The organism is Reyranella sp. (assembly GCF_965228225.1).
GTDB lineage: Bacteria > Pseudomonadota > Alphaproteobacteria > Reyranellales > Reyranellaceae > Reyranella.
Genome location: NZ_OZ245801.1, coordinates 4,122,672 through 4,141,029 on the forward strand (window position 1 = coordinate 4,122,672; position 18,358 = coordinate 4,141,029).

An 18,358-nucleotide genomic window follows, 5' to 3' on the forward strand; every position below is an offset into this window, starting at 1 on the left:
AGGAAACGAACCCATGAGTGGAAAAATCGCCGTCGTCACCGGCGCCGGCAGCGGCATCGGCCGCGCCTCGGCGCTGGCCCTGCTGAACAACGGCTACAAGGTGGCCCTGGCGGGCCGACGCAAGGATGCGCTGGACGAGACGGCTTCGATGGCCGGCAACAATGCGCCCAACGCGCTCGCCGTGCCGACCGACGTAGCCAAGCGCGACGACATCGTGGCCCTGTTCGCCAAGGTGAAGGCGACCTGGGGCCGGCTCGACCTGTTGTTCAACAATGCCGGCGGCGGCGCCCCGCCCGTGCCGCTGGAGGATCTGCCCTACGAGACCTGGCTCAGCGTCCTGGCGGCGAACCTGACGGGACCGTTCCTGTGCACGCAGGAGGCCATCAAGATCATGAAGGACCAGACGCCGCGCGGCGGCCGCATCATCAACAACGGGTCGATCTCGGCGCATGCGCCGCGGCCCTTCTCGGTCGCCTACACCTCGACCAAGCACGCCATCACCGGCCTCACCAAGTCGACGTCGCTCGACGGCCGCGCCTACGACATCGCCTGCGGCCAGATCGACATCGGCAACGCCGTGTCGCCGATGACCGACCGCATGACCAAGGGCGTGCTGCAACCCAACGGCACGACCATCGCCGAGCCGCGCATGGACGTCTCCGCGGTGGCCAACGCCATCCTCTACATGGACAGCCTGCCGCTCGACGCCAACGTGCAGTTCATGACCGTGATGGCCACGAAGATGCCGTTTGTGGGAAGAGGTTAGCGCGTCAGCGCTAACCTCTGGCGGGCGGCAGCGCCTTCTGAGGCGCGAGAGCCCGCACCGAGCAGAATAGATACGCGGGCTTGGAGGCCCGCGATCTGAGGACTCAGTAGCCCTCGTCCTGGAGATTGAGCAGCGGGAAGGCGCTGTGCACGCCGGTCAGGTTGGTCGGCATGCTCTTGGCGATATAGCTCTTGTCGAGTTGCGACAGCGAGGCGACGCCCAGCAGGCCCATCACCTCCTTCATCTCCTCCTCGAGCAGCTCGATCACGCGCTCGATGCCCGCAGCCCCGGCGGCGGCAAGGCCGTAGCAGTAGAGACGGCCGAGGCCGACCCAGTCGGCGCCCATGCAGATCGCCTTCACGATGTCGCTGCCGCGACTGAAGCTGCCGTCGACCGCCACCTTGGCGCGCCCGGCGACCGCCTCGACGATCTCGGGCAGCACCTCGGCCGAGCCGCGCCCATGGTCGAGCTGGCGGCCGCCATGGTTGGAGCAGTAAACCGCCCAGACTCCGTTCTGGCAGGCGAGCTCGGCATCCTCGCCGGTGCCGATCCCCTTCAGCATGAACTTCACGTCGGGGAACTTGTCGCGGACGGCGATGAAGTTCTTCCACGAGAAGGCCGCCTGGTGATCCTGGCCGGTGGCCACCGCGCGCCACGACTTCACGAAGCGCTTGGCGATGTCGCGCTCGCGCCGGCTGTAGACCTGGGTGTCGACGGTGATGCAGAAGGCATCGTAGCCGGCGTCCATCGCCTCCTTCACCCGGTCCGCGACCCAGGCGTCGTCGCCGCGCACATAGAGCTGGTAGATTTTGGGGCCCGCGCCGCCCTTCACGATGTCCTGGAGGCTGAGCGTGGTCACCGAGCTGATCAGCATGGCGACGTCGCTGGCGCCCGCACCCTTTGCGACGGTGATGCCACCGCCGGCCTCGAACGATTCCAACGATCCGACGGGCGCCAGCATCACGGGCAGGCGGATCTTCTTTCCGAGGATTTCGGCGGACGGATCGATCTTCGACACGTCGCGCAGGACGCGCGGCTTGAAGGCGATCGTGTCGAGGGCCAGCCGGTTGCGGCGCAGCGTGGTCTCGGTCTCCGTGCCGCCGATCAAATAATCCCAGATATTCGGATTGAGCCGGATTTTCGCCGCTTTTACGATCTCGTGTAGCGTTACGAATTCGCTCTCCAGGCCACTCGCCATCGTTCCCTCGAATCTTTCAATGCCGACGGTTTTCTTGCGCGTCTCCAACGCCCCGTCAACGTGGCGTCACAGGCAGCCGGCATTGACGATGACGCGCCTGGGCGATTTGATCGATATGGGGTACTCGCTCGGCGGAATACGCAGGATCGGCCTGCTTTCCGCGGGCAACCGGTGAAGGACTTGAGATGAAGAGACGCGTTCTGACGGCAGCACTGGTCTTCGGATGGATGGCGGGACCGGTCTTCGCCGCCGATCCCGTGCCCGCGCTCAAGGAAACGCCGATGTTCGCCGACCAGGTGAAGTCCGGCGCCCTGCCGCCGGTCGACAAGCGCGTTCCCGAGCAGCCCTGGGTCGTGAACTATTTCGCAGGCGGCGACGGGCCCGGCCAGCAGGGCGGGCAACTCAACATGCTGGTCGCCAGTTCGCGCGATACGCGCCTGATGACGATCTTCAGCTACACCCGCCTCATCGTCTACGACGACAAGTTCAAGCTGAAGCCCGACATCCTCGAAAGCTACGAGGAGAAGGAGGGCCGCGAGTTCACGTTCAAGCTGCGCGCCGGCCACAAATGGTCGGACGGCCATCCCTTCACGACCGAGGACTTCCGCTTCTTCTGGGAAGACGTCGCCAACAACAAGGATCTCACCGCCGGCGGCCCCAACGTCGAGCTTCTGGTCGACGGACAGCCACCCAAGGTCGAGATCATCGATCCGCTCACGATCAAGTACACCTGGGACAAGCCCAACCCGTACTTCATCGAAAGCCAGGCGCGCGCCGCGCCCCTCTTCCTCTACAGGCCTGCCCACTACCTGAAGAAGTTTCACGCCAAGTACACGCCCGAAGCCGAGATCCTGAAATCCGCGCGCGGCGGCCAGCAGAGCTGGGTGTCGATCTACCGCCGCCTGGACGTGATGTACGCCAACGACAACGTCGATCTGCCCACGCTGAATCCCTGGGTGGGCACGACCGCGTCGCCGGCCCAGCGTTTCGTTTACCTGCGCAACCCCTACTATCACCGCATCGACGAGAAGGGGCAGCAACTGCCCTATGTCGACCAGGTGATCTTCACGGTGGCGGCCGCCAATCTCGTGCCGGCCAAGGCGGGCCTCGGCGAGGCCAACCTGCAGCCGCGCTACCTCAACATGCGCGACTACACCTTCCTGCAGAAGAGCGCCCAGACGTCGGGCGTTAACGTGAGGCTCTGGGAGGCCGGCTCGGGATCGCAGCTCGCGCTCTATCCCAATCTCACGACGAACGACGCGGAATGGCGCAAGCTGATGCGCGACGTGCGCTTCCGCCGGGCGCTCTCGCTGGCGATCGACCGCGAGGAACTGAACCAGGTCGTCTATATCGGCCTGGCCAGGCCGTCGAACAACACGATCATGCCGCGCTCCGAGCTGTTCAAGCCGGAGTACGCGACCAAGTGGGCCGAGTACGATCCCAAGCTCGCCAACAAGCTGCTGGACGAGATCGGCCTCACGAAGAAGGACAGTCAGGGCATCCGCCTGCTGCCCGACGGCCGGCCGGCCACGATCGTCGTCGAGCATGCCAGCGAGGAAACCGAGGACAGCGATGCGCTCACGCTGATCGCCGACAACTGGAAGAAGATCGGCATCAAGATGCTGACCAAGCCGCAGACCCGCGACAACTTCCGGCTTCGCACCTCGTCGGGTGAAGCCGTCATGACCGCCTTCGCCGGCGCCGTGACGGCGGTCCCGACGCCCAATACCAGCCCCAAGGAGTTCGCACCGACCATGCTGGGCGGACTGCAATGGTCGCGCTGGGGCATGTTCGTCGAGTCGAAGGGCAGGCAGGGCGAGAAGTGCGACCTCGAATCGGCCTGCAAGCTCCTCGACTACGTGAACGAATGGGAAACGGGCGCAACCGAGGAAGACCGCCGCAAGGCCTGGGACAAGATCCTCGCCACCAACGCCGACGAGGTCTTCTCGATCGGCACGGTCAACGGCGTGCGCCAGCCGGTCGTGGTCGGCCCCAACGTCCGCAACGTGCCGAAGGAAGGCTACTACGCCTGGGATCCGGGCGGGTACATCGGCCTCTACCAGCCCGACACGTTCTGGATCGCCCAGTAGGCGAGCCGGCGCAAACCGAAAGGCCCCTCATCCGAGGGGCCTTTTTCTTGGAGTTGTGTCGTCTCAAGTCGACTCGCACCACCTCATCCTGAGAGGCTGGCCGGAAATGAATGCAGCTAAAACAAGAGGCTATGAATAGCCCCAATAACCTCACCCTGAGGAGCATCGCGCAGCGATGCGTCTCGAAGGGTGGGAACGCGCACCTTGCCTGTTGCCCATCCTTCGAGACGCGCCCCTGCGGGTCGCTCCTCAGGATGAGGTAAGTGCTTGAATCGATGTAATTCATTTCCGGCCAGACTCTGAGGAGGCCCGAAGGGCCGTCTCGAAGGATGGGCAACGGACGTGGTGCGTGTGGCCCATGCTTCGAGACGGCTGCGGAGTTTACCCCGAGGTATTCGAGGGGCAGCCTCCTCAGCATGAGGTTGGTGGGCAACTCTGTTCGCATTTACCAGGTATCGATGTTCGGACGCTTCTTGTGGCTGTGCGGCGGCCGCGGCTTTGCCTCGAGCAGCGCCGTCGCGATCCAGCGGCGCGAGTCGGCGGGATCGATCACCTCGTCGACCTCGAAATAGGTTGCGGTGCTGAGCGCCTTGCCGCGCGCATAGGCGGCCGCGACCATCTTCTCGAACAGGGCGCGGCGCTCGGCGGGATCGCTCACCGCCTCGAGCTCCTTGCGGAAGCCGAGCTTCACGGCGCCTTCCAGTCCCATGCCGCCGAACTCGCCGGTCGGCCAGGACAGCGCGAAGACCGGCGCGTGGAAGGAACCGCCCGCCATCGCCTGCGCGCCTAGCCCGTAGGCCTTGCGCAACACGATGGTGCCGAACGGCACGGTGAGATTGGCGCCGGTCACGAACAGGCGCGAACAGTGGCGCACCAGCGCCGTCTTCTCGATCTCGGGCCCGACCATCATGCCCGGCGTGTCGCACAGGAACAGGATCGGGATGTCATAGGCGTCGCAGAGCTGCAGGAAGCGCGCGGCCTTGTCCGAACCGTCGCTGTCGATAGCACCCGCCAGATGCACCGGATTGTTCGCCACGATGCCGAGCGGCTTGCCCTCGATGCGGCCGAACGCCGTCACCATGCCGGGCCCGAAGGCGCGACGCACTTCGAGCACCGAGTCCTCGTCGCACAGCGTGGCGATCACGTCGCGCACGTCGTAGACGCGCAGCCGGTTCTCCGGGATGGCCCGCCGCAGCAGACGCTGGTCGGCTGCACGCCATTCCGGCAGCGCGCCCTGGAAGTAGGAGAGGTACTTCTTGGCGACCGCGACCGCCTCGGCTTCGTCCTCGACCGCGATGTCGACCACGCCGTTGGGCACCTGCACGTTCATGGGCCCGACTTCCTCGGGCGAGAAGACGCCGAGATTGCCGCCCTCGATCATCGCGGGACCGCCCATGCCGATCGTCGAGTTCTTCGTGGCGATCACGACATCGCAGCAGCCCAGGATCGCGGCATTGCCGGCGAAGCAGCGGCCCGAGTTGATGCCGACCAAGGGCGCCACGCCGCTCAGGCGTCCGAAGATATGGAAGGCCATGGTGTTGAGGCCGGCCACCGATTGCACGTCGATGTCGCCCGGGCGGCCACCGCCGCCCTCGGTGAAGAAGACCAGCGGGATGCGCTGCTTCTCGACGATCTCGAACAGCCGGTCCTTCTTGTGGTGGTTGTTCTTGCCCTGCGTACCGGCGAGCACCGTGTAGTCATAGTGGGCGACCGCGACCCGGCTGCGTTCCGGTCCGAACAACGATCCGTTGACCCGGCCGATGCCGGTGATCAGCCCGTCGGCCGGTGTCTTCTCGATCAGGTCCTCGATCGTGCGGCGCGTGCGCTGGCCGGCGATGGCGAAGGCGCCGTACTCGACGAAACTGTTGGGATCGACCAGATCTTCTAGGTTCTCGCGCGCCGTCCGCTGGTTGGTCTTGCGCCGGCGCGCCACCGATTCCGGCCGCTTCTCGTCGAGCGTCATCGCCCGGCGGTCGAAATACTCCGCGAGGTCGGGACGGACATGATCGAGATCGATCGTCTCCTCGATCGCCGTGCCCTTCACCTCGACATCGGCCTCCTCGACGAACAGCAGCGAATGGCCGTCGTAGACCGTCTCGCCCGCCTCGACCGCGATGCGCCGCACATAGCCCCGCACCGGGCTGCGGATCTCGTGCTGCATCTTCATGGCATCCATGACCAGCAGCGCCTGGCCCGACGCCACGGCGTCGCCCTCCTTCACCGACAGGCTCACGATGGTGCCCTGCATCGGTGCGGGCACGGCGACCGTGCCGTCCGGTGCGTCGCTCTCGGGCGCACGCGACGCCGTCTCCGCCTTCGCCTTGCCGAAGGCCAGGACCGCCAGCGGATCGACGCTGTCGACCCGCGCGCCGGCCTGGCGTGGCGACGCTACGGGTGGTGCCGGTAGCGTCGCGCCCTCGAAATAGAGGCCGCCGCTCAGCTTGCCGGCCGCTTCGATCAGAGCCGAAGCCTGCTCGTCGACGAAGCGTGTATGGACCTTGTCGGCGCGGAAATCGGGATGGGCGATGAGGACGCGCAGGAAGGCGATGTTCGACGGTGCGCCTTCGAGGCGGAACGCTGCCAGCGCCCGCTCGGCCCGCTGCAGCGCGCCGCCGAAATCGGGCGCGTGAACGATCACCTTGGCGAGCAGCGAATCGAAGTTGGGATTGGTGCGATAGCCTGCATAGCCATAGGTGTCGACTCGCACGCCCGGCCCAGAGGGCGGCTCGAACGCCGTGAGCGTGCCGCCCCCAGGCTTGGCCGAACCGTCGGCCGTCATGGTCTCCATGTTCACCCGGAGCTGAATGGCGTGGCCGCGCGGCGACGTCTGCCCAACGCCGGCCTCGTCGAGCGACGCCCCGCCCGCCAGCCGCAACTGCGTCTTCACGAGATCGACGCCCCACACTTCTTCTGTGACGGTGTGTTCGACCTGAAGGCGCGGATTGGCCTCGATGAAGCAGAAGAAGTCCGGCGCCGCGTCGTCGACCAGGAATTCGAACGTGCCGAGGCTGCGATAGTTCACCGCCTTCGCCATCCTCACGGCCGAGTCGACGATCTGGCCGCGCATTGCTTCGGCGAGGTTGGGGCTGGGCGCCAGCTCGACGATCTTCTGGCTGCGCCGCTGGATCGTGCATTCGCGCTCGCCGAGCGCGGCGATGCCGCCCTGACAGTCGCCCACGATCTGCACCTCGATATGGCGCGCGCGGGCGATCAGACGCTCGGCATAGAGGGCGCCGTTGCCGAAGGCCGCCTGCGCCTCGGCCGAGGCGCGCGTGAAGGCCTCCTCGATCTCGGCCTCATGCGTGACGATCCGCATGCCACGCCCGCCACCGCCCGCGATCGCCTTGATGACGATGCCGGCCTTGCGATGCTTGGCGAAGAAGGCTTTCACGCCCGCCACGTCGACCGCACTGTCGGTGCCCGACAGGACCGGCGCCCCGTTCTTGCCGGCATGGGCTCGGGCGCGCGCCTTGTCGCCGAACAGGTCGAGCTGCTCGGGTGTGGGACCGACGAAGACCAGCCCCGCCTCGGCGCAGGCCGTGGCGAAGGCCGCGTTCTCCGACAGGAAGCCGTAGCCCGGGTGCACCGCGTCGCAGCCCGCCTCCCGGGCCGCCGCAATGACACCGGCGATGTCGAGATAGGCTGCCGCGCCACGCCCCTTGAGCGGCCGCACCTCGTCGACCCGGCGCACGTGCAGCGAGGTGGCGTCGTCCTCCGAATGGATGCCCACGGTTGCAATGCCGAGTTCGGCGGCGGCCTGGGCGATGCGGATGGCGATCTCGCCGCGGTTGGCGATCAGGAGTTTCTTGAGCATGTCAGCGTGGGGTAGAACCCCCTCCATGTCGAAAAGGCTTCTCATTGTGGCGCACGCCCCGTCGGAGAACACCCTTTCCCTGCGCGAGGCCGTGGAACGCGGCGCGCGCAGCGAAACGGGGATCGACGTCCGGGTCATCGCGCCGCTGCAGGCCGGCCCGCAGGACGTGCTGGCTGCCCAGGCGGTGATCCTCGGCACGCCCGAGAACCTGGGCTACATGAGCGGCGCCCTGAAGGATTTCTTCGACCGCAGCTACAATGCTTGCCTGGAGAAGACGCAAGGCATGCCCTGCGCCCTCTACATTAGGGCCGGCAGCGACGGCACCGGCACGCGCCGCGGCGTCGAGACGATCCTCACCGGCCTGCGCTGGCGGTCCGTGCAGGAGCCCCTGCTCTGCAAGGGCCCCTGGCAACCTGCCTTCGTCGAGCAGTGCGAGGAGCTGGGCGCCGCCATGGCAGCCGGGCTCGCCGCCGGCATCTTCTGAACTACTGACCCTGAATCACTGCGCCGTGTAACCGCCGTCGACGACGAGGCCCGAGCCGGTCATGAAGCCGGCATCGTCCGACGCCAGGAACACGATGCCCTTGGCGATGTCCTCGGCGACGCCCAGCCTTCCAATCGGGTGCATGGTGAGCGAGGTCTTGCGCGTGGCTTCCGTGTCGTTGGTGCCGAGGGCGCGCGCCCTCATGGCGAAGGTCTGCTGGCCCATGTCGGTGTCGATGACGCCGGGATGGATCGAGTTCACGCGGATGCGATAGCCCTTGCGGCCGAACTCCAGCGCCGTCGACTTGGTGAACAGCGTGACGCCGCCCTTGGTCAGCGAATAAAGCGGATCGAGCTGGGAGCCGACGAGGCCCGCCACCGAGGCGAGATTGACGATCGCCGATCCGTGCGCGCTCTTCGCCCCGCGATCCTTGAGATGCGGCAGCGCGATCTTCGTGCCCAGCACCACGCCTGTCAGGTTGACGGCGACGAGCCTGTGCCACTCATCCATCGACGCTTCCTCGACGCCCTTGCCGACGAAGATGCCGGCATTGTTCACGAGGATGTCGAGCCCGCCGAACTTCTTGACCGTGGCATCGAGGGCGGCCGTCCAGCTCGCCTCCTCCGTCACGTCGAGCGGCACGAAGAGCGCCTGGCCGCCGGCGGCTTCGATCTCCTTCACGGTCTGCCGGCCACGCTCTTCGAGCACGTCGCCGATCGCCACCTTCGCGCCGACGCTCACCATCAATTTCGCCGCCTCGCCACCGATGCCGCGCGCGGCGCCGGAGAGGAACGCTACCTTGCCATCGAGCCTGTTCATTGCACGTCTTCCTCCTGATCGTTTTACCGACCATCTCAAAGCCGCTATGGTCCGCGCAAGGCACAACGCCGACGATAACAACCTCCGGGAGGAAATCGATCCATGTCGCGAAACGCGCGACGCGGCTGGCTTGTCGCGACGGCAACGATGATGGCGATCTGCGTCTTCGCCATCTGGCAATCGCTGCTGCTGTCGCTGACCGACCGCTTGGGCCCCGGCCCCGGCTTCTTCTCCTTCTGGCTCTCCCTCCTGGGCGTGCTGTTCGCCGGGCTGCTGATTCTCGACGTGTGGCGCAAGCCGGTGATCGAGAGTGACGAGACACTCTTCCCGCGTGGCGAAAGCGCTTTCCGCGTGCTGATCATCATCGGGGCGGTGGCCGGCGCCACGCTGTTGATGGGATGGGTCGGCTTCGAGCTGGCCATGCTGGTCTTCATCGCCGTGCTCACCTTCGCGCTGGGCGAACGCCGCTGGTACGCGATCGGCCTGTTCGCCATCGCCGGCAGCTTCGGCGTCTACTACGTCTTCACGCGCTGGCTCGATGTGCTGCTGCCGCCCGGACCCTGGGCTGCCTGATGGAATCGCTCGGATATCTGATGGCCGGCCTCGGCGCGGCCCTCTCGCTCAACAATCTGCTGTTCGCCTTCGCGGGCTGCGTGCTCGGCACGCTGATCGGCGTCCTGCCGGGCCTCGGGCCGGCCGCCGGCACCGCGATCCTGATCCCGCTGACCTTCAATCTCGATGCGACCGGCGCCATCATCATGCTGTGCGCCATCTACTATGGCGCCATGTACGGCGGCACGATCACCTCGGTGCTGATCAACGTGCCCGGCGAAGCTGCCTCGGTGGTCACCTGCATCGACGGCTACCAGATGGCCAAGCAGGGACGCGCGGGATCGGCGCTCGCCATCGCCGCCATCGGCTCGTTCGTCGGCGGCATCGTCGCCACGATCCTGCTGGTGGCCGTTGCCGCGCCGCTGGCCAGCCTGGCGCTGAAGTTCGGGCCGGCCGAGTTCTTTGCCCTGATGGTCGCGGGCCTCTGCCTCGTGGTCGGCCTGGCCGGCCGCAACATCCTGGCGGCGCTGCTGATGACGGCGCTCGGCCTGCTGCTGTCCCTCATCGGCATGGACCCCGTGCGCGGCGCGCCGCGTTTCACCTTCGGCATCGAGGAACTCTATGACGGCATCGGCTTCGTGCCGGTCGTGATGGGCCTGTTCGGCGTCGGCGAACTGCTGCTGGCGGCGGAAGCGCGCCAGACCCACCTGATCCAGGCCGACCTCAAGAAGTGGTATCCGACACGCGACGAGTGGCGCCGGTCGTCCGGCGCCATCGGACGCGGCACCGTGATCGGTTTCGTGCTCGGCCTGATCCCCGGCGTGGGCGCCATCGTCCCGACCTTCATGGCCTATGTGCTGGAGAAGCGCATCTCCAAGAACCCGGAACGCTTCGGCAAGGGCGCCATCGAGGGCGTGGCCTCGGCGGAGACCGCCAACAACGCCTATGCCAACGGATCCATGGTGCCGCTGCTGGCGCTGGGCGTGCCGAGTTCGCCCACCATCGCGGTGCTGATGGGCGCCTTCATCGTCAACGGCCTGACGCCGGGGCCCTTCCTGTTCCAGGAGAAGCCCGAGCTCGTCTGGACGGTCATCGCCTCGTTCTTCGTCGGCAACGTGCTGCTGCTGATCCTGAACCTGCCGCTGGTCGGGCTGTGGGCGCGGCTGCTCAAGATCCCCTTCGCCTATCTCTGCACCGGCGTGCTGATCTTCTGCATCATCGGCGCCTACGGGCTGAAGCAGAGCCTGTTCGACGTCTGGGTCATGCTGGGCTTCGGCGTGCTGGGCTACATCCTGCGCAAGCTCGACTTCCCGATCGCGCCGGCGATCCTGGCGCTGATCCTGGGGCCGATGATGGAGAAGTCGCTACGCACGACGCTGGAAATCTCGGGCGGCAGCTTCGCGATCTTCCTCGACCGACCGCTCGCGCTCGCGTTGCTCGCCGTGCCGCTCATCGTGCTGGCCGCCATTGCCCTGAGACCACGCGCCTTCGCCAACCTGAGACAAACAGACATCGAATGAAAAGGAGGACTCTCATGATTCGCAGACGCACCCTGATCGCCGCGGCCGGTGCCACCGCTCTTGCCGCCCCCGCCTTCGCGCAGAACTTCCCGCGCAAGGCCGTGCAGATGATCGTTGCCTTCCCGGCCGGCGGTAACACCGACATCGGCGCCCGCATCCTCGCCTCGATCGCGGAAAAGGATCTCGGCCAGCCCATCACGGTCGTGAACAAGGGCGGCGCCGGCGGCCAGATCGGCTTCACCGAGGGCGCCCGCGCGCGGCCGGATGGCTACACCGTCACCTTCATCAACCTGCCCAGCGTCAGCACGATCGTGCTCGATCCCGAGCGCAAGGCGGCATTCAAGATGGACAGCTTCGTGCCCGTGGTGAACCAGGTGCTCGATCCCGGCGTCGTGTGGGTGAGGGCGGACAGCCCCTACAAGACGTTCGCCGACCTGCTCGACGCCGCCAAGAAGGCGCCCGGCAAGATCAGCGCCTGCACCACCGGCATCCTGAGCGACGACCATCTGGCGATCCTGATGGTCGACGATGCGGCCAAGGTGAACTTCCGCATCGTCCACTTCGAGGGCTCGGCGCAGCAGCTCACCGGCGTCATGGGCGGCCATGTCGACTGCGCCTTCGACAATGTCGGCGGCATCGTGAAGCGCGTGAAGTCGGGCGAACTGCGGGCCCTCGTCGTCACCGACGACCAGCGCTCCAAGTTTCTGCCGGACGTGCCGACCACCAAGGAGCTCGGCTTCCCGTCGGTGATCTCCTCCTCGACGCGCGGCATTGCCGTGCCCAAGGGCACGCCCGCCGACGCGATCAAGGTGCTCGAGACCGCCTTCCTGAAGGCGATCAACGATCCCGAGCACATCAAGAAGATGGACGAGCAGGGCCTCGCCCTGAGGCCGATGGTCGGTGCGGAGTATGCAAAGTACTACGCCGATTCGCATGCGGCAGCGACGAAGTATACGGAGTGGGCTCTCAAACAACGTTAACGTTGTTTGAGAGCGGTGGGCGGCAGCGCTTGTAACCAAGCGCGAGAGCCCACACGGGGCAGAATGGATAAGGATCAAGATTCTTATCTATTCTGCACCACGCGAGCTCTCGCGCTTGATGACAAGCGCTGCCGCTCGCCCAAGCTGACGCGCTATGAGCGCGTCAGCTTGTTAAACGGCACGTCTTTGTCGACACGGATGTCCGCGGGCAGTCCCAGGACGCGCTCGGCCACGATGTTGCGCAGGATCTCGTCGGTGCCGCCGGCGATGCGGAAGCCAGCGCCGCCGATCCATTGCGCCTGGAAGCCGGCCGCGAAGGGCACGTCCTCCTTCATGATGCCGGCATGGCCCATCAGCTCCATGGCGAAGGCGCCCATGTCCTGCATCTTGGGCGCCGCCACGATCTTGATGATCGACGATTCCGGACCCGGCGTCTGGCCCTTGGAGAGCGCCGTCAGCGTGCGGTAGCGGGTGAGCTTCAGGCCCTGCTGCTGCACGTACCAGTCGGCGATCTTCGAGCGGACCTGCTGGTTGCGGATCGCCGCGCCGTCTTCCAGTTCGGTCTCGCGCGCCAGCTCCATCAGCTCGTCGATGTCGAGGCCGCCCGACGGCAGGCCGACCGCGAGACGCTCGTTCATCAGGGTCGTGAGCGCGGCCTTCCAGCCCTCGCCCACCTTGCCCAGCCGCTGGCTGTCGGGGATGCGGACGTTGGTGAAGAACACCTCGTTGAAGTTGGCGCCGCCCGACATTTGCTTGATCGGACGGACCTCGACGCCCGGCGTCTTCATGTCGAGGAAGAACATGGTGAGACCGGCGTGCTTGGGGACATTCGGATCCGTGCGCGTGATCACGATGCCGAAGTCGCAATAGTGCGCGCCCGACGTCCAGACCTTCTGGCCGTTGATGATCCAGTCGTCGCCGTCGCGCTCGGCCTTGGTGCGGATACCCGCCACGTCGGACCCAGCGGCCGGCTCGGAGAAGAGCTGGCACCACACTTCCTGGCCGTGCAGGGCGGGCTTCACGTAGCGCTGCAGCTGCTCGGGCTTGGCATAGGCCATCATGGTCGGGATGCACATGCCCAGCCCGATGTCGAAGAAACCCAGCGGCACCAGGTAGTTCGCCTCTTCCTGCTGGTAGATCACCTGCAGGATCGGCGAGGCGCCGCGACCGCCGAACTCCTTGGGCCAGGTCAGGCGCGCGTAGCCGGCCGTGGCCTTCTTGTCCTGCCACTCCTTGGCCTTCTTGAGCAGCTCGGGGTCGTCGTTGCGCGCGCGGTTGCTTTGCGTGTCGTCGCTCTTGCGCGTGGCGTTGGCGTCGAGCCAGCTGCGCACTTCCTGACGGAAGGCGGCTTCTTCGGGTGTGTCGTTGAAATCCATCGTTCCCTCCTAGGCCGCGTTCTTCTGTTCGAGACGGGTCACCAGCTTGTCCTTCCACGCCATCGGACCGCCGATCGAGAGCGCCAGCAGGCGCGAGCGGCGATAGTGGAACTGTGTGTCGGCCTCCCAGGTGAAGCCGATGCCGCCATGGGTCTGGATGTTCTCCTTGGCCGCGAAGTCGTAGGCGTCGGTGGCCGCGATGCGCGCCGCCGCCGCCGCCAGCGGCAGGTCGGCGCCGTCCTCGGTCAGCATCATCGCGCCGTAATAGGCATTGGAGCGTGCCAGCTCGAGCTTCACGTAGCAGTCCGCCAGCTTGTGCTTGATCGCCTGGTAGGAACCGATCGCCCGGCCGAAGGCCTGGCGCTGCAGCGCATAGTCGCGCGCCATCCACATCGCTGCTTCGGCGCCGCCCACCTGGGCGAACGCGAAGTAAACCGCCGCCGCATCGTAGAGCCGCTCGAGCAGGCGCCAGCCCTCGCCCTCGCCGCCCAGCAGCTCCGCCGTGGCGTCGTTGAACGTGAGTTCGGCATGCTTGCGCGCGGGATCGATCGTCTCGATGCGCTTCTTCGCAACGCCCGTTTGCGTGAGATCGACCAGCACGAGCGACACGGCGCGATCGCCCGAGCCGCCGCTGTTGGCGAGCACGATGGCGAAGGTCGCGGCCTCGCCGTCGGTCACCGGCAGCTTCCTGCCGTTGAGACGACCGCCGCCGAACGTCGTGCGGATGTTCCGCGGCTTCGGCGGCTGTGCGCCTTCGGCAATCGCCAGCGTGCCGATCGCCTTGCCCGACGCAAGTTCGGGCAGCCACTTCTTCTTCTGCGCGTCGGAGCCCGCGAGCTTCAGCGCCTCCGTCGCCAGCACGACCGACGTGTCGAACGGCACCGGCGCCGCGGCGCGGCCGATCTCCTCGGCGACGACGCAGACCTCCAGCGGCGACAGTCCCATGCCGCCATATTCTTCTGGAATGCCAAGGGCCGGCACGCCGAGATCGACGAGTCCTTTCCAGACATCTTCCGCGTGTGTTTCGGGGCCGTCGAGCACGCGCCGCACCACTTTGGTGGGGCACTTGTCGGCGAGGAATTTGCGAACCTGCTCCTTGAGCAGCTTCTGGTCGTCGGAGAAATCGAAGTTCATGATGCCTGACCCTAGCAAGCCTGCTCCGCTCGGGGAACGGCTCTGGGTTCCGACAGGCGGGTTGTGCTGCGCATTATGGTGAATGTCATGAACACGGACGAAATCAAGGACTGGCATGCCCACGTCTACTTCGACGAAGCGTCGCGAGACGCGGCGTGGGCGTTGCGCGAGCGCATCGAGAAGACCTTCCCCATCGAGATGGGCCGCTTTCATGAGAAGCCGGTCGGGCCGCACCCGCGCTTCAGCTATCAGGTCGCCCTGAAGAACGAACAGTTCGAGCCGGTCCTGTCATGGCTGACCCTGAACCGCGGCGAACTTACGGTGTTCATTCATCCCAACACCGGGCACGATCTGGAGGATCATCGCGACCGCGCGATCTGGATGGGCCAGCAGGTGCCGCTGGTCCTCGACATTTTCACGAAGAAGGACTGACCCGATGGACACCCTGCTCCCGCTCGCCCAACGCGTCGGCGAAAAACTGAAAGCCCGCAAAGAGACCGTCGGCATTTCCGAATCGTCGGCCGGCGGTCTGATCTCGGCCGCGCTGCTCGCCGTGCCGGGCGCCTCGGCCTATTTCATGGGCGGCGCCGTCGTCTACACGCGGCCGGCCGGCGATGCGTTCCTAGCCGTGCCGCGCGAGAAGCGCGCCGGCGTCCGCTCCTCCTCCGAGCCCTGGGCCCTGCTCGCCGCCGAGCATGTCCGCGGTCGCCTCAAGACGACCTGGGGCCTGGCCGAAACCGGCGCTTCGGGTCCGACCGGCAATTCCTACGGCGATCCCGCGGGACACACCTGCGTGGCCATCGTCGGTCCCCACGGCAGCGTGGCGCGCACCCTGCGCACCGGCTCCGACGACCGCGTCGCCAACATGCGCGCCTTCGCCGCCGAAGCGCTCAAGCTGCTGGACGAGCAGCTTTCGTAGGCCGACGCTCCCCCATCTCATTGACGCTTCGATCAAACTAAACTAAGATGGCTTAGTCCATGTTGAAATCATGAAATCCGTAAACATTCACGAAGCCAAAACCAACCTCTCCAAGCTGGTGGCTGATGCTGCACGCGGGGAGTCCTTCGTGATAGCAAAGGCGGGCAAACCACTTGTTAAGGTCGTCGCTCTCGACGCCCCATCTTCAGGGGAAAAGCGTCGCGTGGGTTTCTTGTCCGGGCAACTGAAGGTGCCTGATGACTTCGACCGGATGGGCGACGAGCAGATCGGCCGCCTGTTCGGTACAGCGCCTTGAACTTACTCCTCGATACCCACATCCTGCTCTGGGCGGCTGCACGTCCTGAAAAGCTTTCCCGCAAAACGCTCCGCCTATTCGACGATCCGCACAACACGCTCGTCTTCAGCGCAGCCAGCCTATTGGAAATTGTCTTTAAGCAAAGCCTGGGCCGGGATGATTTCGATGTAAATGCACGACAATTGCGACGAGGGTTGTTGGACAACGGCTACAACGAGCTCTCGGTCACGAGTATCCACGCCTTGGCTCTCGACGACTTACCACCTCTACATAAGGATCCCTTTGATCGGATGCTTCTCGCTCAATCACGGGTAGAGGGGTTCATGCTCCTGACAGCAGATAAACAGATCCTGCAGTATCCCGGCCTCATCCAAAAGGCATAGTCCTTATTCAGACGCCGCGATCCTTGAATGCGGCGATTGCCACAAAAATCCAGCCCGCGATGAAGGCGAGACCGCCGATCGGCGCTACGGCGCCGAACCATCGCGGGCCGCCGAACGACAGGGAATAGAGAGCGCCGGGGAACAGGACACTGCCGACGAGGAACAGCCACAAAGCGACGACCGCCAGGCGCACGTTCAGGAGCTCCGCGCCGGCCAAGGCGCACACGCCCAGCATCGCGAGCGCATGGAACATCTGGTAGTGGCTGCCGGTCTGCAGCCAGTCGCGCGCCTTCAGGCCGGCTTCCGTGCGCAGGTCCAGACCATGCGCCGCGAAGGCGCCGACGATGACGGAGATGGCGCCGCTCAGTGCGGCAACGACGATCCAGAGCCGCGCGGCGTCGCCCATGGGACTATTGCAGCGGCCGGGTCGGTCGCCCGCCCGCCGTCATGCCGCCGTCGATCACCAGCTCCTGGCCGGTGATGTAGTTGCCGGCGTCGGTACACAGGAAAAGTACGCCGTTGGCGATGTCCTGCGCCTCGCCGACTCGCGGCAGCGGCACCGAAGCGGCGGCGCGCTCGCGCGGATCGATCGGCGCGTTGCGGCGATTGCCTTCGGCGCCGGTCGGGATCTTCTCCCAGATCGGCGTGGCGATGATGCCGGGATGCACCGAGTTGCAGCGGATGTTGTCGGCCGCGTGCTCGAGCGCCACCGACTTGGCCAGCAGGCGCACGCCGCCTTTGGTCGCCGAATAGGCCGCCAGGCCCGGTGCGCCGCGCAGGCCGGCCACCGACGACATCAGCACGATCGAACCGCCGCCCGCGCGCTTCATCGCCGGGATCGAATGCTTGATGGAAAGGAACACGCCGTCGAGGTTGATCGCCTGCTGACGCTGCCAGTCGGCGAGAGTCATGGTCGCGATCGGCGACATGATGCCTATGCCGGCATTGGCCACCATGATGTCGAGGCGACCGTAGCGTTTCTCGGCGTCGGCGACGATACCGGGCCACGCCGCCTCGTCGCGCACGTCATGACGCAGATAGTGCGCCTTGCCGCCCGCCTTGGTGATGCGCTCGACGACACCCTTTCCGAGGGTGTCGTCGATGTCCGTTATGAGAACCGACGCGCCTTCACGCGCCAGCGTTTCGGCACAGGCCTCACCGATGCCGGAAGCACCGCCCGTGACGATGGCAACCTTGCCAGAGACCTGAGCCATGGAACGCTCCTTAGCGGTTCTTCCAGTTGCCGGGGCGCTTCTCGGCGTAGGACTTGACGCCCTCCTTGAAGTCCTCGGTCTTGCGCGTCCACTCCTGCTCGGTGAGCTCGCGCTCGGTCGCCGCCTCGGCGCCATCAGCGAAGCCACGACGCATCGTCTCGCGCGTCGACATCACGGCGAGCGGTGCGCTCTCGGCGATCTCCTGCGCCAGCTTGATCGCTTCCTTGCGGACGTCGGCCAGCGGCGCCAGCACGTCGGCCAGGCCCCATTCCACCGCCTCCTCGCCGCCGATGCGGCGGCCGGTGAGGAACATCAGGTTCGCCTTCTGCTGGCCGATCAGGCGCGGCAGCGTGTAGGTGAGCGAGAAGCCGGGATGGAAACCGAGCCGCGTGAAGTTGGCGGCGAAGCGTGCCTCCGGGGCGGCGACACGGAAATCGGGCGCCAGCGCGAGGCCGAGGCCGCCGCCGATCGCCGGTCCCTGGATCGCCGCGACGCTGGGCTTCTTCGCGCGGAAAATGCGGGTCGCTTCCTTGTAGAGATGCTTGCCGCTCTCGGCTGCACCGGTCTGCGGGCGGTTGGCGAAGTCGGCGCCGGCACAGAACGACTTGCCCTGCGCGCACAGGACATAGGCGCGGATCTTGTCGTCGCGGTCGAACGCCTCGAAAGCATCGGCGATCTGGTTGATCAGCGAGTTGTCGAAGAAGTTGTGCGGCGGCCGCTGAATCTCGACGATTCCGACCGCGCCGTCGGTGCTGATACCGAGATCCTTGAAGGTGGCGCTCATGAGTTTTCT

Annotated in this window: 18 protein-coding genes; 10 read left to right on the forward strand and 8 right to left on the reverse strand. The window is 66.0% G+C overall.

The window, feature by feature from the left end:
* Window positions 1-13 precede the first annotated feature (13 nt).
* The gene (locus ACO07K_RS20030; protein ID WP_422030914.1) at window positions 14-766 is read left to right on the forward strand and encodes an SDR family oxidoreductase; all 753 of its coding nucleotides are present in this window, start codon (window positions 14-16) and stop codon (window positions 764-766) included.
* Window positions 767-869: 103 nt separating this feature from the next.
* Here the strand turns inward: ACO07K_RS20030 and ACO07K_RS20035 are convergent, their stop codons facing one another.
* A complete protein-coding gene (locus tag ACO07K_RS20035; RefSeq protein ID WP_422030916.1) occupies window positions 870-1,964 on the reverse strand; it encodes an alpha-hydroxy acid oxidase in 1,095 nt (364 codons plus the stop codon).
* A gap of 185 nt (window positions 1,965-2,149) precedes the next feature.
* Between ACO07K_RS20035 and ACO07K_RS20040 the strand changes: the two genes are divergently transcribed.
* Window positions 2,150-4,054 (forward strand): ABC transporter substrate-binding protein, encoded by a 1,905-nt coding sequence (locus tag ACO07K_RS20040; protein ID WP_422030918.1) that lies wholly within the window; start codon window positions 2,150-2,152, stop codon window positions 4,052-4,054.
* A 445-nt stretch (window positions 4,055-4,499) separates the two neighbouring features.
* Here ACO07K_RS20040 and ACO07K_RS20045 read toward each other — a convergent pair whose 3' ends face one another.
* Entirely contained in the window at window positions 4,500-7,868 is a 3,369-nt protein-coding gene (locus ACO07K_RS20045) for a carboxyl transferase domain-containing protein (protein ID WP_422030922.1), read from the reverse strand.
* Between the two features lie 25 nt (window positions 7,869-7,893).
* Between ACO07K_RS20045 and ACO07K_RS20050 the strand changes: the two genes are divergently transcribed.
* Window positions 7,894-8,352 (forward strand): flavodoxin family protein, encoded by a 459-nt coding sequence (locus tag ACO07K_RS20050; RefSeq protein ID WP_422030924.1) that lies wholly within the window; start codon window positions 7,894-7,896, stop codon window positions 8,350-8,352.
* 15 nt (window positions 8,353-8,367) lie between these two features.
* Here ACO07K_RS20050 and ACO07K_RS20055 read toward each other — a convergent pair whose 3' ends face one another.
* Window positions 8,368-9,171 carry an SDR family NAD(P)-dependent oxidoreductase gene (locus ACO07K_RS20055; protein ID WP_422030926.1) on the reverse strand — a complete coding sequence of 268 codons (804 nt, stop codon included), beginning with the start codon at window positions 9,169-9,171 and terminating at the stop codon, window positions 8,368-8,370.
* Window positions 9,172-9,273: 102 nt separating this feature from the next.
* Here ACO07K_RS20055 and ACO07K_RS20060 point away from each other — a divergent pair, with 102 nt between their 5' ends.
* Genes ACO07K_RS20060 through ACO07K_RS20070 form a run of 3 tightly spaced genes read left to right on the forward strand, consistent with a single transcriptional unit; the run spans window position 9,274 to window position 12,223 of the window.
* Window positions 9,274-9,744, forward strand: a complete 471-nt coding sequence (locus ACO07K_RS20060; protein ID WP_298313217.1) for a tripartite tricarboxylate transporter TctB family protein — start codon at window positions 9,274-9,276, stop codon at window positions 9,742-9,744.
* On the forward strand, window positions 9,744-11,243 hold the full coding sequence (locus ACO07K_RS20065; protein WP_422030928.1) for a tripartite tricarboxylate transporter permease: 1,500 nt from the start codon (window positions 9,744-9,746) through the stop codon (window positions 11,241-11,243). Before ACO07K_RS20060 ends, ACO07K_RS20065 begins: the two co-directional genes overlap by 1 nt.
* Before the next feature lie 14 nt (window positions 11,244-11,257).
* The gene (locus ACO07K_RS20070) at window positions 11,258-12,223 is read left to right on the forward strand and encodes a tripartite tricarboxylate transporter substrate binding protein (protein ID WP_422030930.1); all 966 of its coding nucleotides are present in this window, start codon (window positions 11,258-11,260) and stop codon (window positions 12,221-12,223) included.
* A 152-nt stretch (window positions 12,224-12,375) separates the two neighbouring features.
* Here ACO07K_RS20070 and ACO07K_RS20075 read toward each other — a convergent pair whose 3' ends face one another.
* On the reverse strand, window positions 12,376-13,599 hold the full coding sequence (locus ACO07K_RS20075) for an acyl-CoA dehydrogenase family protein (protein ID WP_422030932.1): 1,224 nt from the start codon (window positions 13,597-13,599) through the stop codon (window positions 12,376-12,378).
* Between the two features lie 9 nt (window positions 13,600-13,608).
* Entirely contained in the window at window positions 13,609-14,733 is a 1,125-nt protein-coding gene (locus tag ACO07K_RS20080) for an acyl-CoA dehydrogenase family protein (protein ID WP_422030934.1), read from the reverse strand.
* 87 nt (window positions 14,734-14,820) lie between these two features.
* Here ACO07K_RS20080 and ACO07K_RS20085 point away from each other — a divergent pair, with 87 nt between their 5' ends.
* The 4 genes from ACO07K_RS20085 to ACO07K_RS20100 all read left to right on the forward strand — a co-directional run bounded on the left by ACO07K_RS20085 (window position 14,821) and on the right by ACO07K_RS20100 (window position 16,351).
* Entirely contained in the window at window positions 14,821-15,165 is a 345-nt protein-coding gene (locus ACO07K_RS20085) for a DOPA 4,5-dioxygenase family protein (protein WP_422030936.1), read from the forward strand.
* A 4-nt stretch (window positions 15,166-15,169) separates the two neighbouring features.
* Entirely contained in the window at window positions 15,170-15,652 is a 483-nt protein-coding gene (locus tag ACO07K_RS20090; protein ID WP_422030938.1) for a CinA family protein, read from the forward strand.
* A gap of 70 nt (window positions 15,653-15,722) precedes the next feature.
* A complete protein-coding gene (locus ACO07K_RS20095) occupies window positions 15,723-15,968 on the forward strand; it encodes a type II toxin-antitoxin system Phd/YefM family antitoxin (RefSeq protein ID WP_298313236.1) in 246 nt (81 codons plus the stop codon).
* Entirely contained in the window at window positions 15,965-16,351 is a 387-nt protein-coding gene (locus tag ACO07K_RS20100) for a type II toxin-antitoxin system VapC family toxin (protein ID WP_422030940.1), read from the forward strand. The genes ACO07K_RS20095 and ACO07K_RS20100 overlap by 4 nt, the downstream gene beginning before the upstream one ends.
* 7 nt (window positions 16,352-16,358) lie before the next feature.
* Here the strand turns inward: ACO07K_RS20100 and ACO07K_RS20105 are convergent, their stop codons facing one another.
* From ACO07K_RS20105 to ACO07K_RS20115, 3 genes are read right to left on the reverse strand one after another with little or no spacing between them, the layout of a single operon-like run.
* The gene (locus tag ACO07K_RS20105; protein ID WP_422030942.1) at window positions 16,359-16,757 is read right to left on the reverse strand and encodes a DUF423 domain-containing protein; all 399 of its coding nucleotides are present in this window, start codon (window positions 16,755-16,757) and stop codon (window positions 16,359-16,361) included.
* A gap of 4 nt (window positions 16,758-16,761) precedes the next feature.
* Window positions 16,762-17,565, reverse strand: coding sequence for an SDR family NAD(P)-dependent oxidoreductase (locus ACO07K_RS20110; protein ID WP_422030944.1), 804 nt, complete (start codon window positions 17,563-17,565; stop codon window positions 16,762-16,764).
* Window positions 17,566-17,575: 10 nt separating this feature from the next.
* The gene (locus ACO07K_RS20115) at window positions 17,576-18,349 is read right to left on the reverse strand and encodes an enoyl-CoA hydratase/isomerase family protein (RefSeq protein WP_298313245.1); all 774 of its coding nucleotides are present in this window, start codon (window positions 18,347-18,349) and stop codon (window positions 17,576-17,578) included.
* Window positions 18,350-18,358: the final 9 nt, after the last annotated feature.

Bases quoted from the DNA above. Each gene is read 5' to 3' on its own strand.
- ACO07K_RS20030 (WP_422030914.1), top strand. From the start codon at position 14: ATGAGTGGAAAAATCGCCGTCGTCACCGGCGCCGGCAGCGGCATCGGC.
- ACO07K_RS20035 (WP_422030916.1), bottom strand. From the start codon at position 1,964: ATGGCGAGTGGCCTGGAGAGCGAATTCGTAACGCTACACGAGATCGTA.
- ACO07K_RS20040 (WP_422030918.1), top strand. From the start codon at position 2,150: ATGAAGAGACGCGTTCTGACGGCAGCACTGGTCTTCGGATGGATGGCG.
- ACO07K_RS20045 (WP_422030922.1), bottom strand. From the start codon at position 7,868: ATGCTCAAGAAACTCCTGATCGCCAACCGCGGCGAGATCGCCATCCGC.
- ACO07K_RS20050 (WP_422030924.1), top strand. From the start codon at position 7,894: ATGTCGAAAAGGCTTCTCATTGTGGCGCACGCCCCGTCGGAGAACACC.
- ACO07K_RS20055 (WP_422030926.1), bottom strand. From the start codon at position 9,171: ATGAACAGGCTCGATGGCAAGGTAGCGTTCCTCTCCGGCGCCGCGCGC.
- ACO07K_RS20060 (WP_298313217.1), top strand. From the start codon at position 9,274: ATGTCGCGAAACGCGCGACGCGGCTGGCTTGTCGCGACGGCAACGATG.
- ACO07K_RS20065 (WP_422030928.1), top strand. From the start codon at position 9,744: ATGGAATCGCTCGGATATCTGATGGCCGGCCTCGGCGCGGCCCTCTCG.
- ACO07K_RS20070 (WP_422030930.1), top strand. From the start codon at position 11,258: ATGATTCGCAGACGCACCCTGATCGCCGCGGCCGGTGCCACCGCTCTT.
- ACO07K_RS20075 (WP_422030932.1), bottom strand. From the start codon at position 13,599: ATGGATTTCAACGACACACCCGAAGAAGCCGCCTTCCGTCAGGAAGTG.
- ACO07K_RS20080 (WP_422030934.1), bottom strand. From the start codon at position 14,733: ATGAACTTCGATTTCTCCGACGACCAGAAGCTGCTCAAGGAGCAGGTT.
- ACO07K_RS20085 (WP_422030936.1), top strand. From the start codon at position 14,821: ATGAACACGGACGAAATCAAGGACTGGCATGCCCACGTCTACTTCGAC.
- ACO07K_RS20090 (WP_422030938.1), top strand. From the start codon at position 15,170: ATGGACACCCTGCTCCCGCTCGCCCAACGCGTCGGCGAAAAACTGAAA.
- ACO07K_RS20095 (WP_298313236.1), top strand. From the start codon at position 15,723: ATGAAATCCGTAAACATTCACGAAGCCAAAACCAACCTCTCCAAGCTG.
- ACO07K_RS20105 (WP_422030942.1), bottom strand. From the start codon at position 16,757: ATGGGCGACGCCGCGCGGCTCTGGATCGTCGTTGCCGCACTGAGCGGC.
- ACO07K_RS20110 (WP_422030944.1), bottom strand. From the start codon at position 17,565: ATGGCTCAGGTCTCTGGCAAGGTTGCCATCGTCACGGGCGGTGCTTCC.
- ACO07K_RS20115 (WP_298313245.1), bottom strand. From the start codon at position 18,349: ATGAGCGCCACCTTCAAGGATCTCGGTATCAGCACCGACGGCGCGGTC.